Below are 21,270 nucleotides of genomic sequence, written 5' to 3'. Positions count from 1 at the left end.
CTAATAACCTTACACAAGGATGACAGTTCTGTAAGGATAGAAGAAAACAAACAAGCTATCTACAAAAGCCTTTTTTCTTGTTATTGATAAATATACTTTACTTTTTCCATTTCTCTGTTCTCTTTTACAAGTAAGATCACTAGCAACCCTGTCAATAACCCTACAAGTAAGACAAATATTGTAACAGCAAGATACTTAAAAATGTTAGGCTAATAAGCTTTATAAACCTATATTTTTAATCCAGTCTATAGAAATCTTGCACTAAAAATACAATTGTTATGATAACCATGAGACCATTAACTATAAGAGCTATTACAATCGATAATTCCATAGTAGGTAATAACATAATACATAGTGAAACAATGGATGCAATAAAGGGAACACCCTGCCTTGTTCTTGTTATGCAAAACCCTTCACTTTTTTAAGCTGTGGAATTATTCAACCGATAATTAGCAATAAAGGCGTGGTAGCCAAAATGCCTAACCATCCAAAAGCACTCTCAATAAACCAAGATAAAAATGGCATGATTGAAGAAAAATGCTCCACCTAGATTTATGCGTATTTTACACCAATTCATTATAAATCTATTTACATTTCATTTTTAATATATAAATTGTTACTATGCAGAACAAAAGCAATCTGCATTCACTTTCCCCCTTAGTTTTCACCATTATATGTGGCAGAAAAAGCCTTAACGATTTAAAAAGAAAGAAGATTGTAGATTGTTTTCGATTTTTATATTACCGTGCGCGATAATATAAACAGACTGCAAAGCCTTCTGAAAAAAATGCCTTGCAGTCTTATAATTTCTTGCTTTATTTTATATTTTTTAACACCTATTTATAGTTTTTGTATGATCTTAACTGTTCCAGTCTATCTTAAAATGTCCATAACTATCAAAGATATGTTTTTTATATCCATCTTTTGTCGGAAGAGAAACAGTTTCGTTTACATAAATCTCGCCATTGTCTTTAGCATAGTAATCGAACCATCCAAACTGTGAATCGGAGCGTGCCCAAGCTGTGAATTTTCCTACCGTAGCTTCTCCAGAATCCTCGAAGCTATGCCATTTATCATTGATTTTTTGCCAGCCTGTTTGCATTTCGCCTTTATCATTATAATAGTATGTTTTACCGTTAGTTTTTACAAAACCTATCTGAGTAGCATGTCCCCAGTCATTAAATAAATATGTTTTTCCGTCAATCGTTTCTGTACCATTCACAGTAGAAGATTTTCCATCTCTAAAATAATATTTTTTTCCATCAAATTCCTTCCAACCGGAATAGTTAATTCCATCTTCTAAACTAAAATAATTCACTGTATTACCTATTTTGCTGATCCCTAGTGGCTGAAGTCCACCATCTTTCCCAAATGATAATGTTTTATTGTCCAAAGTAACATTAACTGTTTTGTTTAGAGCTTTTCCATCCAATCCTAAAGCAATCAGAAGCACACCTTCGTCGGAAAAACGAAGAGTGACACCTTGATCTTCTAAACGTAGTACATTTGTAGTAGGCTTGTAATCTTTAAAATAATAAATTTTATTATCAATTTCTTTCACGCCTTCTTTAATAAACGCTCCTGAAGCATCGGAATAGTATAGATCTTGCCATGCTGATTTCTGTAGAACACCGTCATCATTGAAGTTATAGTACTTCCCATCAATGTCGACAGTTCCGCCTCCTGAAGTCCTGTGATTACTATTTGGATTAAAATAATACGTATTCCCCTCAATTTCTTGCCAGCCCTTTAAAAGAGTTCCTGAAGAATCCGCATAATAATGAGAATTATCTCTTTTTATCCAACTATTTGTTATCAATTTTCCAGAATTGTATGCAGTCCATATAGAGTTATCTTTTGCATCAAATTTGAACTCTAACCCGTCATATGTCTTTCCTTCATGTACCTTTGTCTCATTTTTCTTACGAGGATGCCAATCAATCAACCAATTATTCCACTCATGTGCTGCAAGGCGAGCTGTGAGTTTACTAGCTTCATTAATATCACCAGTAGTCCTCGCTGGTGCACTTTTACCACTTCTAGGAACGTATAAATATTGCCCTTTATTATTTTTTAAAGAAAACTGACCGTCTTTTCGAACAACAAGATCCCATATTTCATCAGAACTGATATCTCCATCATGAGTATAAATCCATTGACTGCCATCTCCTGATTTAGAAGTAAGATATCTTACTTTCCCATTAAAGACAGATGATATAATAACCTTATTAGATCCATTTTTAATCGGTGTAATTGTAAAAGCAGTCCCTGAATTTGAATCCCCGTCACCTGCTTCATGGACATAATCCCCTGCTTGCAGGTTTATTCCATCATTTACAATTTTTATAGAAATAGGAGAATATTCCCCGTCTTTATGGTTTGTGTAAATATCAAGTATACGTTTCTTCAGATCCTCACGAGCTTCAGGATCATTCGTAGCATAATTCGAAAGAACGTCTTTGCCAACTGGCTCTGAAGTAATTGTTGCTAATATTCGTTTTCCTTCTGGTAGTTTACTAAAAAGATCTTCATTAACATAACGAATATCACGTAAACCAGAACCATTAGTAAGAAAATATCCTGGGAATTCTTGACGTTCAAATTCAGCTGCTAAAACATTTTTACCACCGCTATTGTCACTTTTTAGATAATAGGTTTTGAAATTCGTAAGTGAAACCCCCGTATTTCCTTCATCTAATTGTTTTTGTGTAATATACAAAATATCATGTTTAGATAGTTCTGGTTCATCAGGAGTTAAGTCTACTATTGTACCAGCGTCCTTAATACGAATTTGTTGTCCATGCTTGATTGTTTTATTTTCAACTTTCCCATTGGCATAAACAAGTTTAATCTTCTTGCTAAAATTTTGATCTTTATTATAATCAAACACACTAATACCAAATTCCCCTTTGTTAAAAGTAGGAGCTTTATAAGCAACGTTTTCAAGACGAGCTGCATAACTGTTCTTTGCATCTATTTCTTCTAACCATTTCCCAAATGGCTCTGCAAGAAACGCGTCATAGATACTTCCAAATGTTGTAACAACCGTTGCGAACGTATCAACATCTGCTTTCACTTTATATTCTGTTACGGGGCTGGCGCTGAATAAAATCCCCATTGCAATCCCTACAGGAAGGATTTTTCGCATACTTTTTTTTGCTTTTCCATTCATAATTGTGCTCCTCACTTTGTGCTACCCTATTTTTTTCTATTTGTTAAACTGCATTTAACGTTCCGAAGTTTATCTTAGTATAAATACCTTTCAAAAGTCTTTCATAAATATTACAAAAGTCTTACATTAATATCGTATAAAATTCCGAATTTTTTACGGTATTCTATATTTTTTAGCTTGGCCCCATGCTCATTAACCGAAGATTTTTAAGTATCACCAAAACAAAATTTTTATTTTAATCAATACTAACTAAAAGGAATAGTTTGTCTCGTTCTTATTATACAAAGGCCTTTTCTTAAGATATGTCATAATTACACCAATAAATAATAATAAAGGTGTAGTAATGCAAATTCCAAGTAAACCGAAACTATCTTCAACAAACCCAGGTAAGAACAGCATCCTTGAGGAAGATATAAATAGTTCCAGTACTAGAGAAAATAACTGTACGAGTAATAATCTCACACTTATGTTTTTGAGATTCATGGTGTTAAGCTCTTCGCAAAAGTGTATTTTTAGACTATATGATCGGTGGTTTACTTATGTATCAATCCTTTTATTCTTATCGATATGTCTAAGTTTAAGAAATTACTTACAAAAGTACAGAAGTGTTTGTATGAGAAGCAATGAAATGGTTTTGTAACATTTATGAAAGACTTTTGAAAGGGATTTAAATTAAGATAAACTTACTGATATGAATGTAAATACGTTGAAAACAGTATAAATTAGAAAGTAAGGAGCAAATCCATGAAGGAAAAGATAAAGAGATATATAAAAAAAATCCCCCCTGTAGGAATAGCGATGGGGATTGTATTCAGTTTCAACCCCTTTATAAAACATAAAGCAAAAGCAGACGTTGATACAAGAGAAACGATTCTTACAACATTTGGAGATACCTATGATACGTTTCTAAAAGAGCCTTTTGTTATTTTTTTATCCGAACAAAGTGCTAAAAATGATTATCTAGCTAACAATGAAAACCGTGCTTACAAAGCTCCTACTTTTAATAAAGGAGAATTTGGTATTAGTGTGTATGATTATTATAAAAACCAAAACTTTTCTAAGAGAGTTAAACTTTTCTATAATGATGGGAAAGTTGAATATAAAACGATAAAACATGGTCAACAACTTTTGATTAAGCAAGCTGGTATCATAGTGGACTTAAATCCAGATGCCTCAGATCTATATGAACGTGATGTGTATTATATTACACAAAAACAATTAGATGAAGGGAATACTGGTATTGCGCTTACGAATTGGCAAACATATTACTTAAAAAGTGACAATCGTGGTCAAATGAATGGTCCTTTAGCTCTAAAATATATTAAACAGGAGTTTCCAAATATAAAACCAGGTAGTGCTTCTTTTGACCTAGAGAAACTTTTTCATGCACTACCGGAAGAGAAACGAAAACTGGCAACGCTAACTTCAAATCCAGTAAAAGAATCTGGGATTTTTAGTTATAGCGCTGATGAACTTGCTGAGATAAAGAGACATAAGCTTGCTGTCGTTACACAGCATAAAAATGAAGAATGTTCTTCTATTTCTGTGAAAATTAGAAACAGGGATAACGTCTTGCGGACATGGGAGGATAGTACGAATATTTCTGCTTCATCTAATTGGATCCCAGAAGATAGGAGCATATTTACAATTATTCCAATTGAAAAAGGATCTAATAAGGTGTACATAGAAGCAAATGCAACCTATCTTACATCTGCAAATGGTGAGGTGGGCGTTACAGGATTTCGTGCTTATGGACAAGTATGGACGCTTGTTAATTATGGATTTGAAACCTTCTTTTTAAAAAATAACCACGGACAATATTTATCTGTTCATGATACATCCGTATGTCTTACTGACAAGCCTGATAAAAACACTATATTTTCCATTACTATTCAAAAGGATAAATGGAATGAGTGGTTAGCTAAATGGTATTCTAGCAAATAAAATGCAAGTTGATATAACCTCCAGAAGCTTTACAAACATTTTTAACGAGTAACGAACCAACAAGCCAATTTTCTGTACGTTAAGGAAAACGGCTACACAGATCCCTAAGTTGTTTTTAATCAAGCTTTATTTCAAACCAAAAATAATTCGCCCTTACGTTGAATATATGTATTCAACGTAAGGGCCCTTTTAAATTCATATTTTAATTTTCTTGGCTAAGATAACGTATATATCGCGGTTGAACCCCTTATTCCCCCTTTTCGAGGGGATGGGCAAAAGATGCAATTAGTGCCGTACAATCAAACCATATTGCAGCAGGTATTGGTGAAGGGGAATTTGCTCCGGATATGAAAGTTACACGGGAACAGTATGCACAGTTTTTATATAATGCAATTTTAAATGAGCGATCTCATCAATAATAAGAAAATAAAGTTAAGTGTCATAATATAAGTTTATATTACTACTTATAAAAAATTATTTGATGCTACCCTTAGTTGACAAATAGCTCAAAAAAAGAACCCAATTAATAGGTTCTTTTTTTGATGTTGATTATTTTTGCTCTAAAATACGTTCAACCTCATCTATGCCTAATTTACTGGCTTTAGCAATCGTTTCAAGTGGTACACCAAGTTCATGCATACCTTTAATCATCTGTATTTTCCCTTGCTGAACCCCTTCTTGAATTCCTTCTTGAATTCCTTCTTTTTTCCCCTCATTACGAGCATGAGCAAACTTTGCAGCCTCATCCATTAAGGCCTTTTCTCTTGCTTCATATGCTTGACGGAAAGAAGAATCTTGACTCATACGTTCCCACTTATTCATTGCTTTTTGTAAAATCGGATCTTGGTTCATGGCAATGTCCTCCAATATTTGCGTGAGATGTTCATCTTCATTCGCTGGTAATAATAATAACCAACGAACAAACGAATCTTCCCACGGATTGACTTTCTCTTCGCGCCATTGCTGTAGTAACTTTGGAATCTCTACAATATGAACTTCTATATCGTCACTTAATAACTTTTGTTGTTGCTGATTCCAAAGGATTCCTGTTGTATGAAACGCTTCATATTCTGGAAACATCACAAAGTTTAACAAGTTTATGGTAATTGTTTTATGAAGTGAGCTATAAGGCATTCCTTTTTGCAATTGAGAGGTGTATAACCTTCCCCAATAATATAAGCTTCGTTTGATCATATCGTGATTGTTATTCAATTGTATTTCTACATTTACCTTTGTTCCTGTATTTAATGTAGCCGAAATATCTAAAATCGATAATTTATCTTCTTCATATTCTCGATGCAAGTGTGGATCTTCTAATTGCAGGGAAACAATAGGTGATTCTAAAGAATCTTTTAATATGGCATTTAAAAAGGCAACTAAAATATCTTCATTCCCATTTGTGCCAAATAACTGCTTAAATGCAAAATCGATACGTAAATTTACTAATGAATTGGACATGGTTTTCCTCTTCCTGTTTCAGACTATATCTTTATCTTTATTGTACATAAAAACAAAGTCAACATGCAAACAATCCCCTAGGATTTATATAGGGGATGCATACAAATATACCCAATAGATTATCGAAGAATATTTGGGGTCACCATATCATTTTGAGAAAATTATACGCTAAGGAATTTATAAACGTAACAAACCTTGATTTCATAGGGATATAGGTCTTTCCCGTGAACTACCCGCCACTTAGTAGCTCTTACGAGCTTACTTGAAGTGGGGGCTTCTCGGTTAGTCGTTACTTTTGATAGCTAACGAATTAGTCCTAAGAGAACTGAGCTAACTCTGTAGACTTATGATGAAGAAAATTCTTACGTTGGTTCGCTACACGAATACGTTGTTTGTTCCAACGTTCTGAGCCTTTGCTAATTGGCTTTCTCATCCTCAGAACTAACGTATAATCCATCCATTGCAAAGCCTAATCCAACAACTGTTTCTACTTCTTTTTGTACAATCTCTTTTTCGTATTCAATCAAGATGGACACACAGCCATACATTCTAATTTGTTATCTTTTTGTTACCTTCAGATGAGTCATCTATATGTTAAAATATTCATATTCCTCCTAATCAATTTACCCGATTAGGCGTGCCCTAAAGAGCCCCTATCTCTTTAGGGCTCTTTTCATTAAACCTATTATACAAGATAAAGAGGCCTACTATATCTCTCGTATCAAGTCGAATACACGTATTTATCAAAAAAATCCTAACCTTGATTATTTTCAAGACGGAAGAATTAAGAAAGGTACAGAATATATACAGATAGATATGGAGACGTTAATGAACTCCCTTCAACCAGGACAAACATGTAAAATAGCTGATGCTTATGTAGAAATGATTGATAAAGTGCCAGCTCGTGTAATTGTTCATCGATTAACAAAACAACAGCAACAAAAACGATTACAAGATCAAGCTGTACGAGAATTTTGGTTATCTCCTATAGGAGAACCTTGATTTGTTGTTAAACGATTATTCGGATTCAAAAAGGGGAACCTCCTATATATATCTTGTGTATTTAGCATACCCAGTCTAAAATACTCTGCATTGAACTACCCCCACTTTCACTTCGTTTAGAAGAGGGGGATTCCTAAGTAAAGAGTTCTATCGAACTCTAATTTATTAGGCTATCTCCACAGTCCTTGCGGTTAGAAGCCTTATCGCTTCATTCTTTAGATTGATACTTGCGTTAATATCCCTATCATGGTGTGTACAACAAGAAGGACAGTCCCATTTACGTAGGTTTAGATTTTTAACGTCTTTGTTTTGATATCCACAACAAGAACATAATTGGCTTGAAGCAAATGTTTTCGATACGACAATGATTTGTTTGCCGTACCATTTTGCCTTATATTCCAACATAGTTCGAAACTGAGACCATGATACCTCACTAATTGCTTTTGCTAACTTATGATTCTTTAACATATTCGATACCTGCAAATCCTCTATACCGATAACATCGTGGTTCTTGATGATTTCAGTCGAGATTTTGTCCAAGTAATCTTTTCTAGCATTCGTCATGTATTCATGAATTCTAGCTACTTTTACTCGTTGTTTATTCCAACGAGTAGATCCTTTCATTCTTCTAGAAAGAACACGCTGTGCTTTTGCCAACTTCTCTTCTAATGATCGAAAAAACTTCGGATTTTTATAGGTTGTTCCATCTGACAAAATGGCGAAATCTTTTAGTCCCACATCCATTCCAATGTAAGAATTTGTTTTCGGAAGTTCTTGCACTTCTGTTTCAACTAACAATGACACAAAGTATCTGCCAGAAGGATTCCGTCTAACTGTAGCATTTAAAATACGTCCTTTTACTTCACGACTTTTGGCAAATCGAACAAGACCTAGTTTTGGCAATTTTATTTTGTTTCCTACAACGGCAATGTTTTCATTTGTTTGTTTTGTGGTATAAGATTGTATGTTGTTCTTCTTAGATTTGAAACGCGGGGCATTGTTTTGTTTTTTGAAAAGGCGTGTATAAGCATCCGCAAGGTTGCGAACAGACGACTGAATCGCAATACTATCCACTTCTTTTAGCCAAACAAACTCTTTCTTCATGGCAGGAAGTTTGGCAGAGCATGTACCATATGTCAAACCTTTTCCTGTTTCTTTGTATGCATTATCCCATAGAGATAGGAAATGATTGAATACAAAACGAGAACAGCCAATCGTTTTATTGATTAAGGTCGCTTGTGCTTTATTTGGATAGATACGAAATTTATATGCTTTATTGATCATCATTCGTTTCACCCCTATTTCGATATGTGTCTATTATACAACAAACGTATATTCGATAGGTAGTGAAGTAACAGTTTATGTATGTCGAACAATTAAGATGGCTTCCTGCCATCCCTTGTCCGAAGCCAATTCATCTCCCACCTACTCACTTCGCGTTCCTTGAGGAAGGAGTCTTCTTGGCTAAAATGATAAATCCAATTGGACAATAAATAAAAGAGTCATAACCTACTTTATATATAAACCTCTCGTCAGGTCTTGTACATCTGATTAAATCCATAAATCTGGTGTATTCCCTACACTTCGCCAACCAATTGGTAATCTTCTAAATTTGAGCATACTAATCACAAATCTTTTCTGGAATTTTAATTTCCTTATATCTCCGGATGTTAATCCGTAATGAGCATTCGTTCATCATCTGTAGGATTATTTAAAAATCCCTCTTTTGATAACTATATGTTCAACTAAGTAATTATTACACGTTATGTAGTATGTTTATTAAGTTATAATCATTATAAAGTGAAAATTGCTAAAAGTAAATCTTTTGTCGAAAAATGTCATTAAAAACCCAATATCAATTCTTTTTTTATAAAAATTATAAAAAAAGAATTGATATTGGGTTGAGATTATATTAATATCTTTCGAGGGTAGTATGTACTATTCACTAACTAATGAAGGATGTAAAAAAGAAGATATTGATTAAAATATACTTTTAAATAAACTTTGAATATATGGCTGTGTTAGGAGTGATTTGTTTGAAAAATAGATTTAAAGAGCTTTATTTATGTTCGTTTGCAATTATTGCAATGGGTTTTTTTGAAATAATGTATGATCATACTGCAGCTGAGCTTACTGAAGGGTTTTATTTGGGGAATTTAAAGATACTTACGGGAGTATTATTATTAATTTTTGCTTTAGTTTCTCAAACTAAACATAAAACTAATGGTAAACAGTTAGAAAGAGAGCTATCAAAGGAATATGATGAAAGGGTTGATTTAATAGATGGAAAAGCTGCACATATAACCTTAAGTATTCTTATGGTTATGATTATTCTTATGATGTTTCTTTCGAAATGGATTATAATTCCGATTAATACTGGGCTATTTCTCATTATGATATGCTGTCTAATTACGAATACATTAGCTAAAAAATATTATAATAGTTTTCTTTAATTAGAAGATTTCAATGAAAAATAGAATAAAAGAGTTACGTGTAAAATATGGAATAACACAACAAGAGTTAGCTGATAAAGTATTTGTATCTTCAAGAACGATTATTTCGTTAGAAAAACAAAAATATAATTCATCTGTTTTATTAGCCTCTAGAATATCTGGGTTTTTAAGTTATCGATTGAAGAGAAAGAATCAAGCAATATAGCAAAATACAACTAATGAATAGAGGTAAATATATTATGATGTTAAAACTATTATTTATACTTTTTGGAGTAGTCTTAGTATTATGGGGTATATATAAAATGAAAAAAGATGATGCATTTGTAGGAAAAACGCAAACAAGAAAAAACATTTTCAATCTCTTAATTTTAGGGGAGGCGTCTGGACTAGGGCAATTTTCAGGTGGGATACTGTGTATAATTTTAGGAATTGTATCTTTAATTATTAAGTAATTGGTGAAATTAAGGAATTAAGCTCCTTTTGTAGTTTGCGAATAATCGATAAAGGCGTACCGCCAGCGTTTTGGAAAAACCAAGTTTCTTAAATGAAAAATTCCCTAGCGTACGATATTCGCCTTTGGGTTGGGAAGATATCAATTTCTTAGGAGAATAAAAGTTTGATGGATTACATTCAACAAGTTTACATTCCTTACGTCCTTTGAATATTAAAGAGTCGATTTACTCTTAACGGGGTAAAATCTGGCTCTTTTCTTGTCTGACTTTTCTTACCGTGGTTTTTTTCTGAAATAAATGTTAATTGCGAGGAGAGGATACTGGGAAGTGATGGATGCAATTATAGAAATTTGCATAAAATTTATTATGATTTATTGTATAGGCTGTTTTGGAGGTAGTTTGTTATGGAAAATGAAAACAGATTGAAAGGAAAGGAGATTCAATATGAGCCTTTCACCCCCAAAAAAGATGTTGCAGCGGGTTGAAGAAAAGGAAATGCCATACTGTAATGATGATCCATTGGCTATTGCAAAAGGGATTAGAAATGGATTCCTAATGGTAATGCCATTTTGGTTAGTTGTATTGTATTTAGCTATATGAAAACTACATAACTACGAAAGGGTGAAAGAAATGATTGTTTCGAATGGAATTGCTGATATTCAAACGAAAAAGCAAGCACAGGAACTCGCAATGGAAATGACAAAACAAGTGATTCATGAAGGCGCTGGATTAACGTGGGTGAGAACTACACATTCATTTTTAAGTGGAGCAATCCTTTATATTAAGGATAAGCATAAAGAACAGGCTCATTTATCCGATTTTAAGGCGTTTGTTGTACAAGGTGAGAAGAATGACGGCTTTTTAGAATATAGCACTAGCCATTTGGAAAAGGATCATCCTTCTTATCATGCTTTTCAAATCATGTTAGCGTGTAGAGAATCGACGCGTGCTCTTTGTTCTTATCCTTTCTGGATTGTGTATGAGAGCAATAGAGAGGTGAGATAGCAAAATGAGTTTAATCATACCACATTATTTACTTGTATGCGGATGTTCGAAAGACAAAGTGTTACAGGCACATAAAAAAGCGAAAGAAATATTTAATCCGAAGGGTCAAACGAATAAATTGGTAAGTCAGTTGAGAAACGTTTCCTTTTTTGTACTTTGTGACGGCAGCCATCATAGATGGAAAAATGAAGATGAATATATGAAAGCGAAAACGGCATATATTCGTTACCTTGTAGAGTCTGATATTCAGTTTGTAGAAATGGCAACACAAGAATTTATTTCTTGAAAGTATGCAAAAGACCCAAAAAAGCTAGAACAACATACTTATCATGTGGAAAGAAAAAACAGCGTATCATTAGTCAGCTGATCGATTGCGGATTTTACAAGGATGGAAGAAGACAACTCTATGGATTAGAGCCTTCAGAACTAGAAAAGCATCTAAAAAAAATTAAAAAGGAGCGAGTAATACTTCATAGTTGATGCAAAGGAAGTGAGACTGTGGCATCTAATTGGTTTGAAATAGAACTAGAGAAATCCACTAAAGTAGTTGTGAAAGGGTTGCGATTGGTATCGGTTACTTATGTATCAGCTGGAAGATGTAGAAAGCAGAAGTCAGAAAATTCAATTTCATTTGAGTGGACCAGAAGAGTACTTGGATTATCTAGTCAAAGCGTTTTGAAGTGTATATAAAAACGCTAAAATTATAGGAAAAACGATGGAACACATTTCGTTTTCACGTAATAAATTGTTTGGTGGTGCGATTGGCGTGAAAATGAGATTACAGACGAAAAAGTCCTATCACTTACTTAATATAAAACTGATAAACTAGGGATACCGCTCCATGTCCATCAACTTAAAATCTTGACTATCCCTACGTTATTCTTTCTAAAAAGCTAAATAGAAAGGATGAAGTTTTTTACTAGATTCTTAAGTTAATCAACATATATGGTGCCTCCTAGGAGTTGATACATATGGAAAACAAGAGCTCATGTATATGCAATTTCAAAAAAATTAAACTACCAGAAGCTTAAATCTTATATCAAACACATAGCCGATTATCAACAAGAGAGAAGGAGCGGTGAGTATGACAACAATTTTAGTATTAGAAGATGAGATAACAATTCGTAGCTTTATTACATTAAATATGAAGCGTGCTGGTTTCAATGTTTTAGAAACCGATACAGGTGAAAAAGCTCTTGAGCTTTTAGAAAATCATAATGTTGATATTGTAATACTTGATGTTATGTTACCAGGGATAGATGGTTTTCAAGTATGCAAAAGAATACGAAAAAACAATGAAGAGATTGGTATTATTATATTAACGGCATGTGTTCAAGAGAAAGATCAGGTACACGGTTTGACAATTGGAGCAGATGATTATATTAAAAAACCATTTAGTATAATTGAATTAGTAGCACGTGTACAAGCATTGCTAAGAAGGGTAAAAGAAAATAAAAGGGATATGAAATCGATTCATTCGGGACCATTTCAGTTAGATCTTCTGCAAGAACAATTATATAGGGATGAGATAGTAATTGATTTAACTCCAACAGAGCATATTATTTTACAATATTTAATGAAAAATTCCATAAAACCAATTTCACGTGATGAACTCTTAAATAAAATATGGGGTATAAGTTGTGTAGGTAACACAAAAGTAATAGATGTGAATATTAGTCGTCTTCGTCAGAAAATCGAACCTAGTCCTTCTGATCCTCAGTTTCTCCTTACGGTATGGGGAAAAGGATATCAATGGAAAGGAAGTAAACGATGAGGCGGAAAATTAGTTTGTACTTTATCGTTTTTTGTATACTGTAGATATACTATGAAAAAGTGAGGTGCAACCTATGTTAGTAAATAAAGCATATAAATTTCGTATCTACCCAAATAAGAAACAAGAAATATTAATTGCTAAAACGATTGGTTGCAGTCGCTTTGTATTTAACCATTTTCTTGCTCTTTGGAATGATACGTATAAAGAAGCGGGAAAAGGATTAACCTATCCTTCTTGCTCTGCCGAGCTTACGCAATTAAAAAAACGACAAGATACGCTTTGGTTAAAAGAAGTAGATAGTACCGCTCTTCAATCCTCATTGAAAAACCTCGCAGATGCTTTTTCACGTTTTTTCAAGAAACAAAATGATATGCCACAATTCAAGTCTAAAAAGAATAAAATACAATCCTATACAACAAAATGTATGCATCATTATAATTATATAAATTGATATTGTTAGAAGAATAATTAGGACTAGAATACCAAGTGATATCACTTCTTTATTTAAAATCACATCATATATGATAGCTCCAAAACAGATAAAAGAAAGGGGAGTTTTTTGAAGTTAGGCTTGTTTCGGAATATAACCAGACATTTAAAATGTAAAGAGTCCCTAGGGGAATAGGGACTCTTTAGTGGTAACCCTGTACATAGCTTGGGTGTGAATACTTTAACATTCTAACATATAGCTACCTTATCCGAAGGTAACAAAAGGTAACAAAAAATAATACATGTGACATATAGAATTTTATCGTTAAAAACGAATCGTGTGAAATAGAGAAGTTTTATATAAAAGGTGGGTTGTCTAATGAATGCCGAAATGTATAACACCAAGATACCTGGTAAAGAAAAAGAGAGAAGAAATGATTCAACTAACAAAACACTATTTTCTCACTTCCCCGGAAGTCATTCAAGTAAGTCAAGAATTAGATAAGTTATTGAACATGTTACGAAAAGGTGAGTGCTATTTAAAAGATTATGTTGCGTGATCTGAAGAAATCTTATGTTTTCCACTTTGATTTACAGGGTAATATATAAAGTTTTTTGTATGCATTGACCTTGTTATATATAGTTAACGGTTTGTATTCCGGTAATCTATGAGATTGCTTGACACTTGAAATGACATACAATTCCAATATTGTTATGATTTTAATATACAGAAAAACAGTGAAACTGGAGGCATTTGCATGGGTAGAAGTAAACCTATGAGAAAGGCATATTATATAAGGAATAACACTACAGGTAAAGGAACAGAAGTGAATTGTAAAAATGTCACGATGGAAATGAAAAACACTGGGACCTTCCATTGTATGGATTGTATGAGACAGGTGGTACATGCAGGAGGAGAAAATCCTTACTATAGATTACCTTCAAAAGATGCTGAACATGATGTGAATTGTGATAATTATCTTCCAATTGATGAAGTGTCGGAAAGTATCAGAATAATAGGAGAGAAATTGAAAATTAAGTTGAAATTACCTTTTTTCCACGAAAAAGAAGAAGAGAATAAAGGTGAAGCTGGAGTGAAAGGTGGAAAAGCCACTTCAACAGGCTTTAATCCGGTTAAAGTAGGACCAGTTAAAACAATAAAAGGTAGACATCTCTTTCATAAGAGGGGTCTACCTTTTATTATTTGTTTATAAGAAATCAACAGCGCTAAAGTGTCCTTATGGTTACTGGAGTTAATCATAAGGAGGTTATGTTTGCATAGGAACGGGATTAGGAATAGAGATGTTCCTATGCAATATTTTAAAAATAGCCCCCATTAGCATTGGGAGTTATTTATTTTATTTTAGCATAGTGCTCGGTAATATATAACTTGATGAATAATTTGTTACTTTTTTGTTATGTATGCGTCACACATGTTTTTAACGGATTCATATTAGGGGTCTGTGTAGTAGTGGAACAAGAACAGCAATAGAGTTTAATCACATTATGTGGTAGCGCTACATCGCTATCAAGCTAAAGTTTTGAAGTACCCCCCCTAAATGAAATTTTTCTTTCTCTACAGTTAGTTATTTTGAGAAGTTTGCTCATTTTTTGTTTTTGGGATGTTTACTTTTCTTAAGTTGATGGGCATGTATGATGCCCCCTATTAGTTGATACAGAAGAAGAGAAAACAGAATATATAGAGGGTTATAACAAAAGTATTATGATTATGGAGAACGGAAAAAGGTGAAAGTGGAAATATTCTTGGACAATGATGTTGAGGATGATGATCCTTGGGGATGCAAAGCATACGGAGTTTTATCATAAGATTTTTATTTACTTTATAGATAAAAGGGATGAAGTAGAATAATAGGTTTATAAAATGAAAAGGGCCCCTATTCCCTAGGGGATTTTTGAGAGAGAACTTCACTAACTAACTAAATTAATTAGTGGGATACGGATCAATTTTAACATATAGATAGCTTATCTGAAGGTAACAAAAAGTTAACAAAGGAGATTTAAAAGAGTATATTGCGTAATCTGAAGAAATCTTGTGTTTTCCACTTTGATTTAAGGGGGAATATATACTCTAGAAAACAGGGTCTAGGAGAATCAGACATGAGATATTTTAAATGAGTATTACTTTTTTTATGTGGATATTATCATAGGTTAGGTACAACAAAGAGTTGCTCTGTTTCTACCTTCTTCCATTATTTTCAAAGTACTTACAAGCGAATTTATTGATATAGTTTACTTATTAATAACAATTATAAATTAATATTGACTTTCAAATGAAAGGTGCTATCATTTAGTTGTGCTTAACTTTCACTCCTATGAGGTGATGAGAAGAGAGCAAAAATCAAATATGTTAATTTGTTTTAATAAGTTAATCAAATTATTTGCTGCTTAATTGAAATGGAGAGGGGAAACAAATATGGACACTAATACCAACGCTAATACTGGAGGATGCCCATTTAGTCAAGGTGGTGTTACTAGTAACAAATCTAGTGCTACGACTAATAGAGACTGGTGGCCAAACCAGTTGAACTTGAACATTCTTCATCAGCATGACCAAAAATCTAATCCTATGGGAAAAGAATTTAATTATGCTGATGAATTTAAAAAGCTAGATTATGAAGCTCTTAAAAAAGATCTTCACGATCTAATGACAGACAGCCAAGATTGGTGGCCTGCTGACTATGGACACTATGGTCCAATGTTTATCCGTATGTCTTGGCATGCTGCAGGAACATATCGTACTGGTGACGGACGTGGAGGCGGCGGAACTGGTAACCAACGTTTTGCTCCACTAAACAGCTGGGCTGATAACGCGAACGTTGATAAAGCACGTAGATTACTATGGCCAATCAAGCAAAAATACGGTAACAAGATCTCTTGGGCTGACTTATTGCTTCTAACAGGTAACGTTGGTCTTGAATCAATGGGTATTAAGCCTTTTGGTTTCGGAGGCGGACGTGCAGACATTTGGCATCCAGAAGAAGACATCTACTGGGGTACTGAAACAGAAATGCTAGGGGCTAACCGTTACTCTGGTGAAAGAGAGCTTGAAAATCCACTTGCTGCAGTTCAGATGGGTCTAATTTACGTTAACCCAGAAGGTCCAGACGGTAAGCCAGATCCAATTGCAAGTGCTCACGACATTCGCGAAACCTTTGGACGTATGGGTATGAATGATGAAGACACCGTTGCATTAATTGCAGGCGGACATACTTTTGGTAAGGCACATGGTGCAGGAGATGCTGCACAAATTGGTCCAGAGCCAGAGGCAGCTCCAATTGAAGCACAAGGCTTAGGTTGGTTAAGTTCATATGGAAGCGGGAAAGGTGTCGACACCATCACTAGTGGTCTTGAAGGTGCTTGGACTGCTAACCCGACACAATGGGATAACGGATACTTTGATTTATTATTCGGATATGAATGGTGGTTGACTAAGAGTCCTGCAGGAGCATATCAGTGGATGGCTGTAGCCCCTGATGAAAAAGACCTTGCACCAGATGCAGCAGATTCATCCAAGAAAGTTCCGACAGTTATGTTTACATCTGATTTAGCACTCCGTCATGACCCAATCTATGAGAAGATTTCACGTCGTTTCCATGCAAATCCAGATGATTTTGCTGATGCATTTGTTCGCGCATGGTTTAAACTTTTACACCGTGATATGGGTCCTAAAGCAAGATATCTCGGTCCAGAGGTTCCACAAGAAGATCTTATATGGCAAGATCCTGTTCCAACTGTTGATTATGAATTAACAGAAGAAGAAGTAGAAAAAATTAAAGTACTAATTCTTGACTCAGGACTTACAATCAGCGAACTAGTTACAACTGCTTGGGCTTCAGCAAGCACATTCCGTGGTTCAGATAATCGTGGTGGCGCAAATGGTGCACGTATTCGTCTTGCTCCACAAAAAGATTGGGAAGTGAACCAACCGGAACAGCTTTCAAAAGTCCTTTCAGTACTAGAAGACATTCAAAGTCATCTTGAGAAAAATGTAAGTCTTGCTGACTTAATTGTACTAGGTGGAACTGCTGCGGTAGAAAAAGCGGCTAAGGAAGCAGGTTTTGATGTGACTGTTCCTTTCTCTCCAGGACGTGGTGATGCAACTGAAGAGCAAACTGATGCAGAAAGCTTTGACGTGCTAGAGCCTGTTGCTGATGGTTTCCGTAACTATCAAAAGAAAGAGTACAGTATTGGTCCAGAAGAACTTCTTGTAGACAAAGCACAACTACTAGGCCTTACTGCACCAGAAATGACTGCCCTTATTGGTGGTATGCGTGCTTTAGGTACAAACTATGGCGGCACAAAACAGGGTGTATTCACTGATCGTGCAGGCACACTTACTAACGACTTCTTTGTGAACCTACTTGACATTGGTGTAGAATGGAAGCGTGTAGACGGAGGCGTATACGAAGGACGTGACCGCAACACAGGTAAAGTAGTAAGAACAGCAACTAGAGTTGACCTAGTGTTCGGGTCAAACTCCGTTCTACGTGCGATTGCAGAAGTTTATGCACAAGATGATAACAAAGAAAAGTTTGTACGTGACTTTGTAGCTGCTTGGGTTAAAGTAATGAATGCAGATCGTTTTGACCTTAATTAATTGTTATTACGATTGATAAGAAAGAGTCACCTGAGATAAGCAAGCAGCCAAGCGCTTTTTCAAGAAAGCCTTGGCTTTTTCTTATGTGTCTAAACCTCGTGTGATAACAGTAGATAAGAACCCTGCCTACCCTGTAGCGATTCCAGAGTTAAAAGAAGAGAAACATATGCCTGAAGGCATACAACTAAGGCAAGTTAGATATCTCAATAATATAGTGGAACAAGATCATCGTTTTATTAAGAAACGCGTGCGTTCTGTGTTGGGATTCAAGTCATTTAAAACGGCAACTTCTATATTGAGAGGTGTTGAAGCCATGCATATGATGAAAAAAGGACAAACCTTTCAAGGGGGGCAGTCTGTCCAAAATCAAGTGAACCTCATTCATCAACTATTCGGTATTCCAGCATAAAAGCGGATTCCGTTAGGAATCTCTTCACTTCTTTATATCTTCAAAAAATGTTTGCACCAGAACCTCATTTTCTAATACAGAGTATGCTTTTTTAAAATCACCTTTTTTCAAATACTACACAACATGTAAGTAATGAAATACCATAATAATATCCGATTACGTCATGCGAATTAAAACACTCTATAGATGCGGCGAAACCTGGGATGGAGGAACTTGTACAAGTAACAAGAAAGAATGTTCCAGTCAAAGCAAAAAATTTACAAGCATTGCAAGAAAGAGTACCAGGTATCTATAATGATGTAAATACGGGGTTAGATTTTGGGAATGCGTTCATGGATACAGCTTCTAAAGTTGTCCAACATAAGTATAATATCCCTGCAGCAGCCATCAACGTTGGAAATATTGATTTAAGTAATGCACTACGTGATTTAGGCGGCGATCCTTCTAGAATATATAATCGTGAAGATGACCAAGATCTAGCGTTTATCTTAGGTATTTCACCGGGTGTTGGAACAGGAATAGAAATTGCACAGTTAATCAAAGGTGAAGATCTGGTAACAGGTAGGAAATATGGACCAGAAGATTATGGATGGGGTACACTATCCGGTGGTACTACACGTGTAATTGGTAAAGTTGTAGGGAAAATTGGTGACCTTGAAAAGAAAGGAAAGGCTATTGAAAATGCAACAAAAGGGACTTCTGGTATTGGATGGAGTATGCCAAGAGGTGGAGGAGTAATCAATGGTCGAAAGTATACTGAGCATGCTTTAGAAAGAATGGCTCCAGATACTCTTGAAATAAGAGCAGAGCTTAATTCAAGAGCTCGGGAAATGGCTGCTAAAAAAGGATATAAACTAGGTTCTGCGGAATATAACGAGCTATTTTCTAAAATTGACCCTCGTGGTATGACACCTAATGTAGTTGAAGATATTATCAAAACGGGTTCTCGTGCTCCGGCTGATACACCTGGCACATGGAAATATAGTAGAGCAGATGGTTATGTTATACTTAATGATAACGGGGATGTTATTACTGCTGTTCCCGCGAAGAAAAAATAATAAAAATTATTTTACGGTGCAGAAGGTTGGTTATAAACATTGGATATTAAATATGATGAATACGAACTATTAGAGCTATTCGAGAGTGAACCAGAAGACTTTTTGATTGAAGGTGCAGGTGTGTATCTGTATCGTAAAATGGATCACTTAGGATTTAAATTAATAATGATTATGTCAGTTTATGAGAATACAATTAAATTAAGTCTTTCTTATAATGAAGGATGTGTATTTGACGTTAATATGAAATTTGTAGAACGCGTCTATACTCGCAATGATACACTCCATATTCAGTGCTCTGAAGAGAAAAAAGCAATTGAAGTGAGATTCAAACCACATTTTGCAATTAATATTAGAGAATTCTAATCAAAAAATCGTAGGAATTATCAATTCCTACGATTTTTATTATTGAATATTTTTCCAGAGTGGCCCCTCATACCCGGAATCGTTTCCGTACCCCTATATTTCTGATTTTCTTAAATATAAAACACCTAACTACATTCATAATTCGAATATAGTTAGGTGTTAATTTAAAGTAATAGTTAGTTCCCTAGAATATTAAAAATTTCTCTTTTCTTATCTTCATCTAGTTTAGAATCAATAACTGCTCTTAATATCCCCTCGCAAGAAGATAGATATGCAGCTTGCTTCATTTGATTTTCATCATTTCTATCGTAATTTGCATTTTTCCTTTCAAAATCCGGATTAATAGCAATGTAATGGTTTTGTTCATCTGTACTCATAATCCAATAATTTGTATATTGTTTAATTCCTACAGAAATCATTTTCCCACCATTAATATGAAAAAAGCTCTGATCTTTCTCTTTTAAAATCTCAAAGCACACTCTGTTTATTTGACCATTTTTACTATTTTTAACTAAAGATACATTATATCCTTGCTGTAAAATCTCTCTAACTCTTGCATAACGCAACATCATAATTATATTCCCCTTTTTACCTTAATCATTCCTATTACAATATATCACTATATTACTATTTAATCTCAAAACCAGTCAACGCTTCTCTTTATATTAAAAATATAGTTAAATTCCTATAGTTACCCAATGTTGTTATGTATTCGTAAGTTTATTCTTCCTTTCTTTAATTAAAAAGTATATCGAAAGAACCAATAAGAGTAGTGGTAACCACTGAATAAAAAAGAAACCAATAAAGAATTCTTTAAGACCACTACCAGGAGCATCAGTTGCCATTACTCCAATAAACATGGCTGCTGGCAATGCACAAACATTTATTATTAGACTAGCACAAACAAAAAATATTTTCATAACTTCCCCCAAATAAATCTCCTTTTTGTTTTTTATATAACATTATACCAATTCTTCCTTGTTTTCATTCTGCCTGACTACAATAGTTCCTAACATAAATTTAATGATTTTAAATAGTTTTCTAAATGTATTAAATGAGAAAGATACGGAAAAATTGTTTAGCATATGGGAAACAACAATACACATCCAATAACAGATTAGATTGTACTATTA

Annotated in this window: 17 protein-coding genes and 7 pseudogenes; 18 read left to right on the top strand and 6 right to left on the bottom strand. The window is 34.2% G+C overall.

Translation table 11 applies throughout. The features are described 5' to 3' along the window. Positions 1 to 859 precede the first annotated feature (859 nt). Complete coding sequence (locus NSQ47_RS27005) at positions 860 to 3,172, bottom strand: cell wall-binding protein (protein ID WP_341038769.1); 2,313 nt, start codon at positions 3,170 to 3,172, stop codon at positions 860 to 862. Positions 3,173 to 3,916: 744 nt separating this feature from the next. On the opposite strand from NSQ47_RS27005, the gene NSQ47_RS27000 reads away from it, so the two are divergent. Both NSQ47_RS27000 and NSQ47_RS26995 read left to right on the top strand, forming a co-directional pair. Then, positions 3,917 to 5,116, top strand: a complete 1,200-nt coding sequence (locus tag NSQ47_RS27000) for a hypothetical protein (RefSeq protein WP_341038767.1) — start codon at positions 3,917 to 3,919, stop codon at positions 5,114 to 5,116. 260 nt (positions 5,117 to 5,376) lie between these two features. Continuing rightward, positions 5,377 to 5,535: pseudogene (locus NSQ47_RS26995) on the top strand (S-layer homology domain-containing protein); the annotation flags it as partial. 130 nt (positions 5,536 to 5,665) lie between these two features. Here the strand turns inward: NSQ47_RS26995 and NSQ47_RS26990 are convergent. Beyond that, a complete protein-coding gene (locus NSQ47_RS26990) occupies positions 5,666 to 6,574 on the bottom strand; it encodes an Rpn family recombination-promoting nuclease/putative transposase (RefSeq protein WP_341038766.1) in 909 nt (302 codons plus the stop codon). A 328-nt stretch (positions 6,575 to 6,902) separates the two neighbouring features. Continuing rightward, positions 6,903 to 7,110: pseudogene (locus NSQ47_RS26985) on the bottom strand (RNA-guided endonuclease TnpB family protein); the annotation flags it as partial. A 151-nt stretch (positions 7,111 to 7,261) separates the two neighbouring features. On the opposite strand from NSQ47_RS26985, the pseudogene NSQ47_RS26980 reads away from it, so the two are divergent. Beyond that, positions 7,262 to 7,546 (top strand): annotated as a pseudogene (locus NSQ47_RS26980) (IS4 family transposase); the annotation flags it as partial. A 195-nt stretch (positions 7,547 to 7,741) separates the two neighbouring features. Here NSQ47_RS26980 and tnpB read toward each other — a convergent pair. Continuing rightward, entirely contained in the window at positions 7,742 to 8,863 is a 1,122-nt protein-coding gene (gene tnpB, locus NSQ47_RS26975) for an IS200/IS605 family element RNA-guided endonuclease TnpB (protein WP_341038758.1), read from the bottom strand. A gap of 749 nt (positions 8,864 to 9,612) precedes the next feature. Here tnpB and NSQ47_RS26970 point away from each other — a divergent pair. From NSQ47_RS26970 to NSQ47_RS26900, 15 genes and pseudogenes are all read left to right on the top strand, one after another. Further along, the gene (locus NSQ47_RS26970) at positions 9,613 to 10,029 is read left to right on the top strand and encodes a DUF2178 domain-containing protein (protein ID WP_078181897.1); all 417 of its coding nucleotides are present in this window, start codon (positions 9,613 to 9,615) and stop codon (positions 10,027 to 10,029) included. Positions 10,030 to 10,042: 13 nt separating this feature from the next. Then, positions 10,043 to 10,248, top strand: a pseudogene (locus NSQ47_RS26965) (helix-turn-helix transcriptional regulator). A gap of 20 nt (positions 10,249 to 10,268) precedes the next feature. Beyond that, positions 10,269 to 10,481, top strand: a complete 213-nt coding sequence (locus NSQ47_RS26960) for a hypothetical protein (RefSeq protein ID WP_098988691.1) — start codon at positions 10,269 to 10,271, stop codon at positions 10,479 to 10,481. A gap of 444 nt (positions 10,482 to 10,925) precedes the next feature. Further along, positions 10,926 to 11,081 carry a hypothetical protein gene (locus tag NSQ47_RS26955; protein WP_002107125.1) on the top strand — a complete coding sequence of 52 codons (156 nt, stop codon included), beginning with the start codon at positions 10,926 to 10,928 and terminating at the stop codon, positions 11,079 to 11,081. Positions 11,082 to 11,111: 30 nt separating this feature from the next. Beyond that, on the top strand, positions 11,112 to 11,486 hold the full coding sequence (locus NSQ47_RS26950; protein ID WP_002107124.1) for a hypothetical protein: 375 nt from the start codon (positions 11,112 to 11,114) through the stop codon (positions 11,484 to 11,486). 4 nt (positions 11,487 to 11,490) lie between these two features. Next, positions 11,491 to 11,772 carry a hypothetical protein gene (locus NSQ47_RS26945; protein WP_002107123.1) on the top strand — a complete coding sequence of 94 codons (282 nt, stop codon included), beginning with the start codon at positions 11,491 to 11,493 and terminating at the stop codon, positions 11,770 to 11,772. Next, positions 11,769 to 11,966 (top strand): Fur-regulated basic protein FbpA, encoded by a 198-nt coding sequence (locus tag NSQ47_RS26940; RefSeq protein WP_078181894.1) that lies wholly within the window; start codon positions 11,769 to 11,771, stop codon positions 11,964 to 11,966. The genes NSQ47_RS26945 and NSQ47_RS26940 overlap by 4 nt, the downstream gene beginning before the upstream one ends. 604 nt (positions 11,967 to 12,570) lie before the next feature. Next, positions 12,571 to 13,260: a response regulator transcription factor gene (locus NSQ47_RS26935; protein ID WP_078181893.1), complete on the top strand. Its 690-nt coding sequence runs from the start codon at positions 12,571 to 12,573 to the stop codon at positions 13,258 to 13,260. A gap of 73 nt (positions 13,261 to 13,333) precedes the next feature. Next, positions 13,334 to 13,681 (top strand): annotated as a pseudogene (locus NSQ47_RS26930) (helix-turn-helix domain-containing protein); the annotation flags it as partial. 391 nt (positions 13,682 to 14,072) lie between these two features. Then, on the top strand, positions 14,073 to 14,249 hold the full coding sequence (locus tag NSQ47_RS26925; protein WP_002107119.1) for an aspartyl-phosphate phosphatase Spo0E family protein: 177 nt from the start codon (positions 14,073 to 14,075) through the stop codon (positions 14,247 to 14,249). Positions 14,250 to 14,447: 198 nt separating this feature from the next. Further along, the gene (locus NSQ47_RS26920; protein WP_002107118.1) at positions 14,448 to 14,903 is read left to right on the top strand and encodes a hypothetical protein; all 456 of its coding nucleotides are present in this window, start codon (positions 14,448 to 14,450) and stop codon (positions 14,901 to 14,903) included. Between the two features lie 1,220 nt (positions 14,904 to 16,123). Then, complete coding sequence (gene katG, locus NSQ47_RS26915) at positions 16,124 to 18,307, top strand: catalase/peroxidase HPI (RefSeq protein WP_341038754.1); 2,184 nt, start codon at positions 16,124 to 16,126, stop codon at positions 18,305 to 18,307. Positions 18,308 to 18,341: 34 nt separating this feature from the next. Next, positions 18,342 to 18,716 (top strand): annotated as a pseudogene (locus NSQ47_RS26910) (DDE-type integrase/transposase/recombinase); the annotation flags it as partial. 158 nt (positions 18,717 to 18,874) lie between these two features. Continuing rightward, a pseudogene (locus tag NSQ47_RS26905) lies at positions 18,875 to 19,774 on the top strand (S-layer protein); the annotation flags it as partial. Positions 19,775 to 19,813: 39 nt separating this feature from the next. Beyond that, positions 19,814 to 20,137 (top strand): hypothetical protein, encoded by a 324-nt coding sequence (locus NSQ47_RS26900; RefSeq protein ID WP_341038752.1) that lies wholly within the window; start codon positions 19,814 to 19,816, stop codon positions 20,135 to 20,137. A 176-nt stretch (positions 20,138 to 20,313) separates the two neighbouring features. Here the strand turns inward: NSQ47_RS26900 and NSQ47_RS26895 are convergent, their stop codons facing one another. Continuing rightward, on the bottom strand, positions 20,314 to 20,709 hold the full coding sequence (locus NSQ47_RS26895) for a hypothetical protein (RefSeq protein WP_098540481.1): 396 nt from the start codon (positions 20,707 to 20,709) through the stop codon (positions 20,314 to 20,316). A gap of 132 nt (positions 20,710 to 20,841) precedes the next feature. Continuing rightward, the gene (locus NSQ47_RS26890; protein WP_098988703.1) at positions 20,842 to 21,057 is read right to left on the bottom strand and encodes a hypothetical protein; all 216 of its coding nucleotides are present in this window, start codon (positions 21,055 to 21,057) and stop codon (positions 20,842 to 20,844) included. Between the last annotated feature and the right edge of the window lie 213 nt (positions 21,058 to 21,270).

This window comes from Bacillus sp. FSL R10-2780 (genome assembly GCF_038006125.1).
GTDB lineage: Bacteria > Bacillota > Bacilli > Bacillales > Bacillaceae_G > Bacillus_A > Bacillus_A cereus_U.
This window is presented reverse-complemented; position numbering and strand designations above follow the sequence as displayed.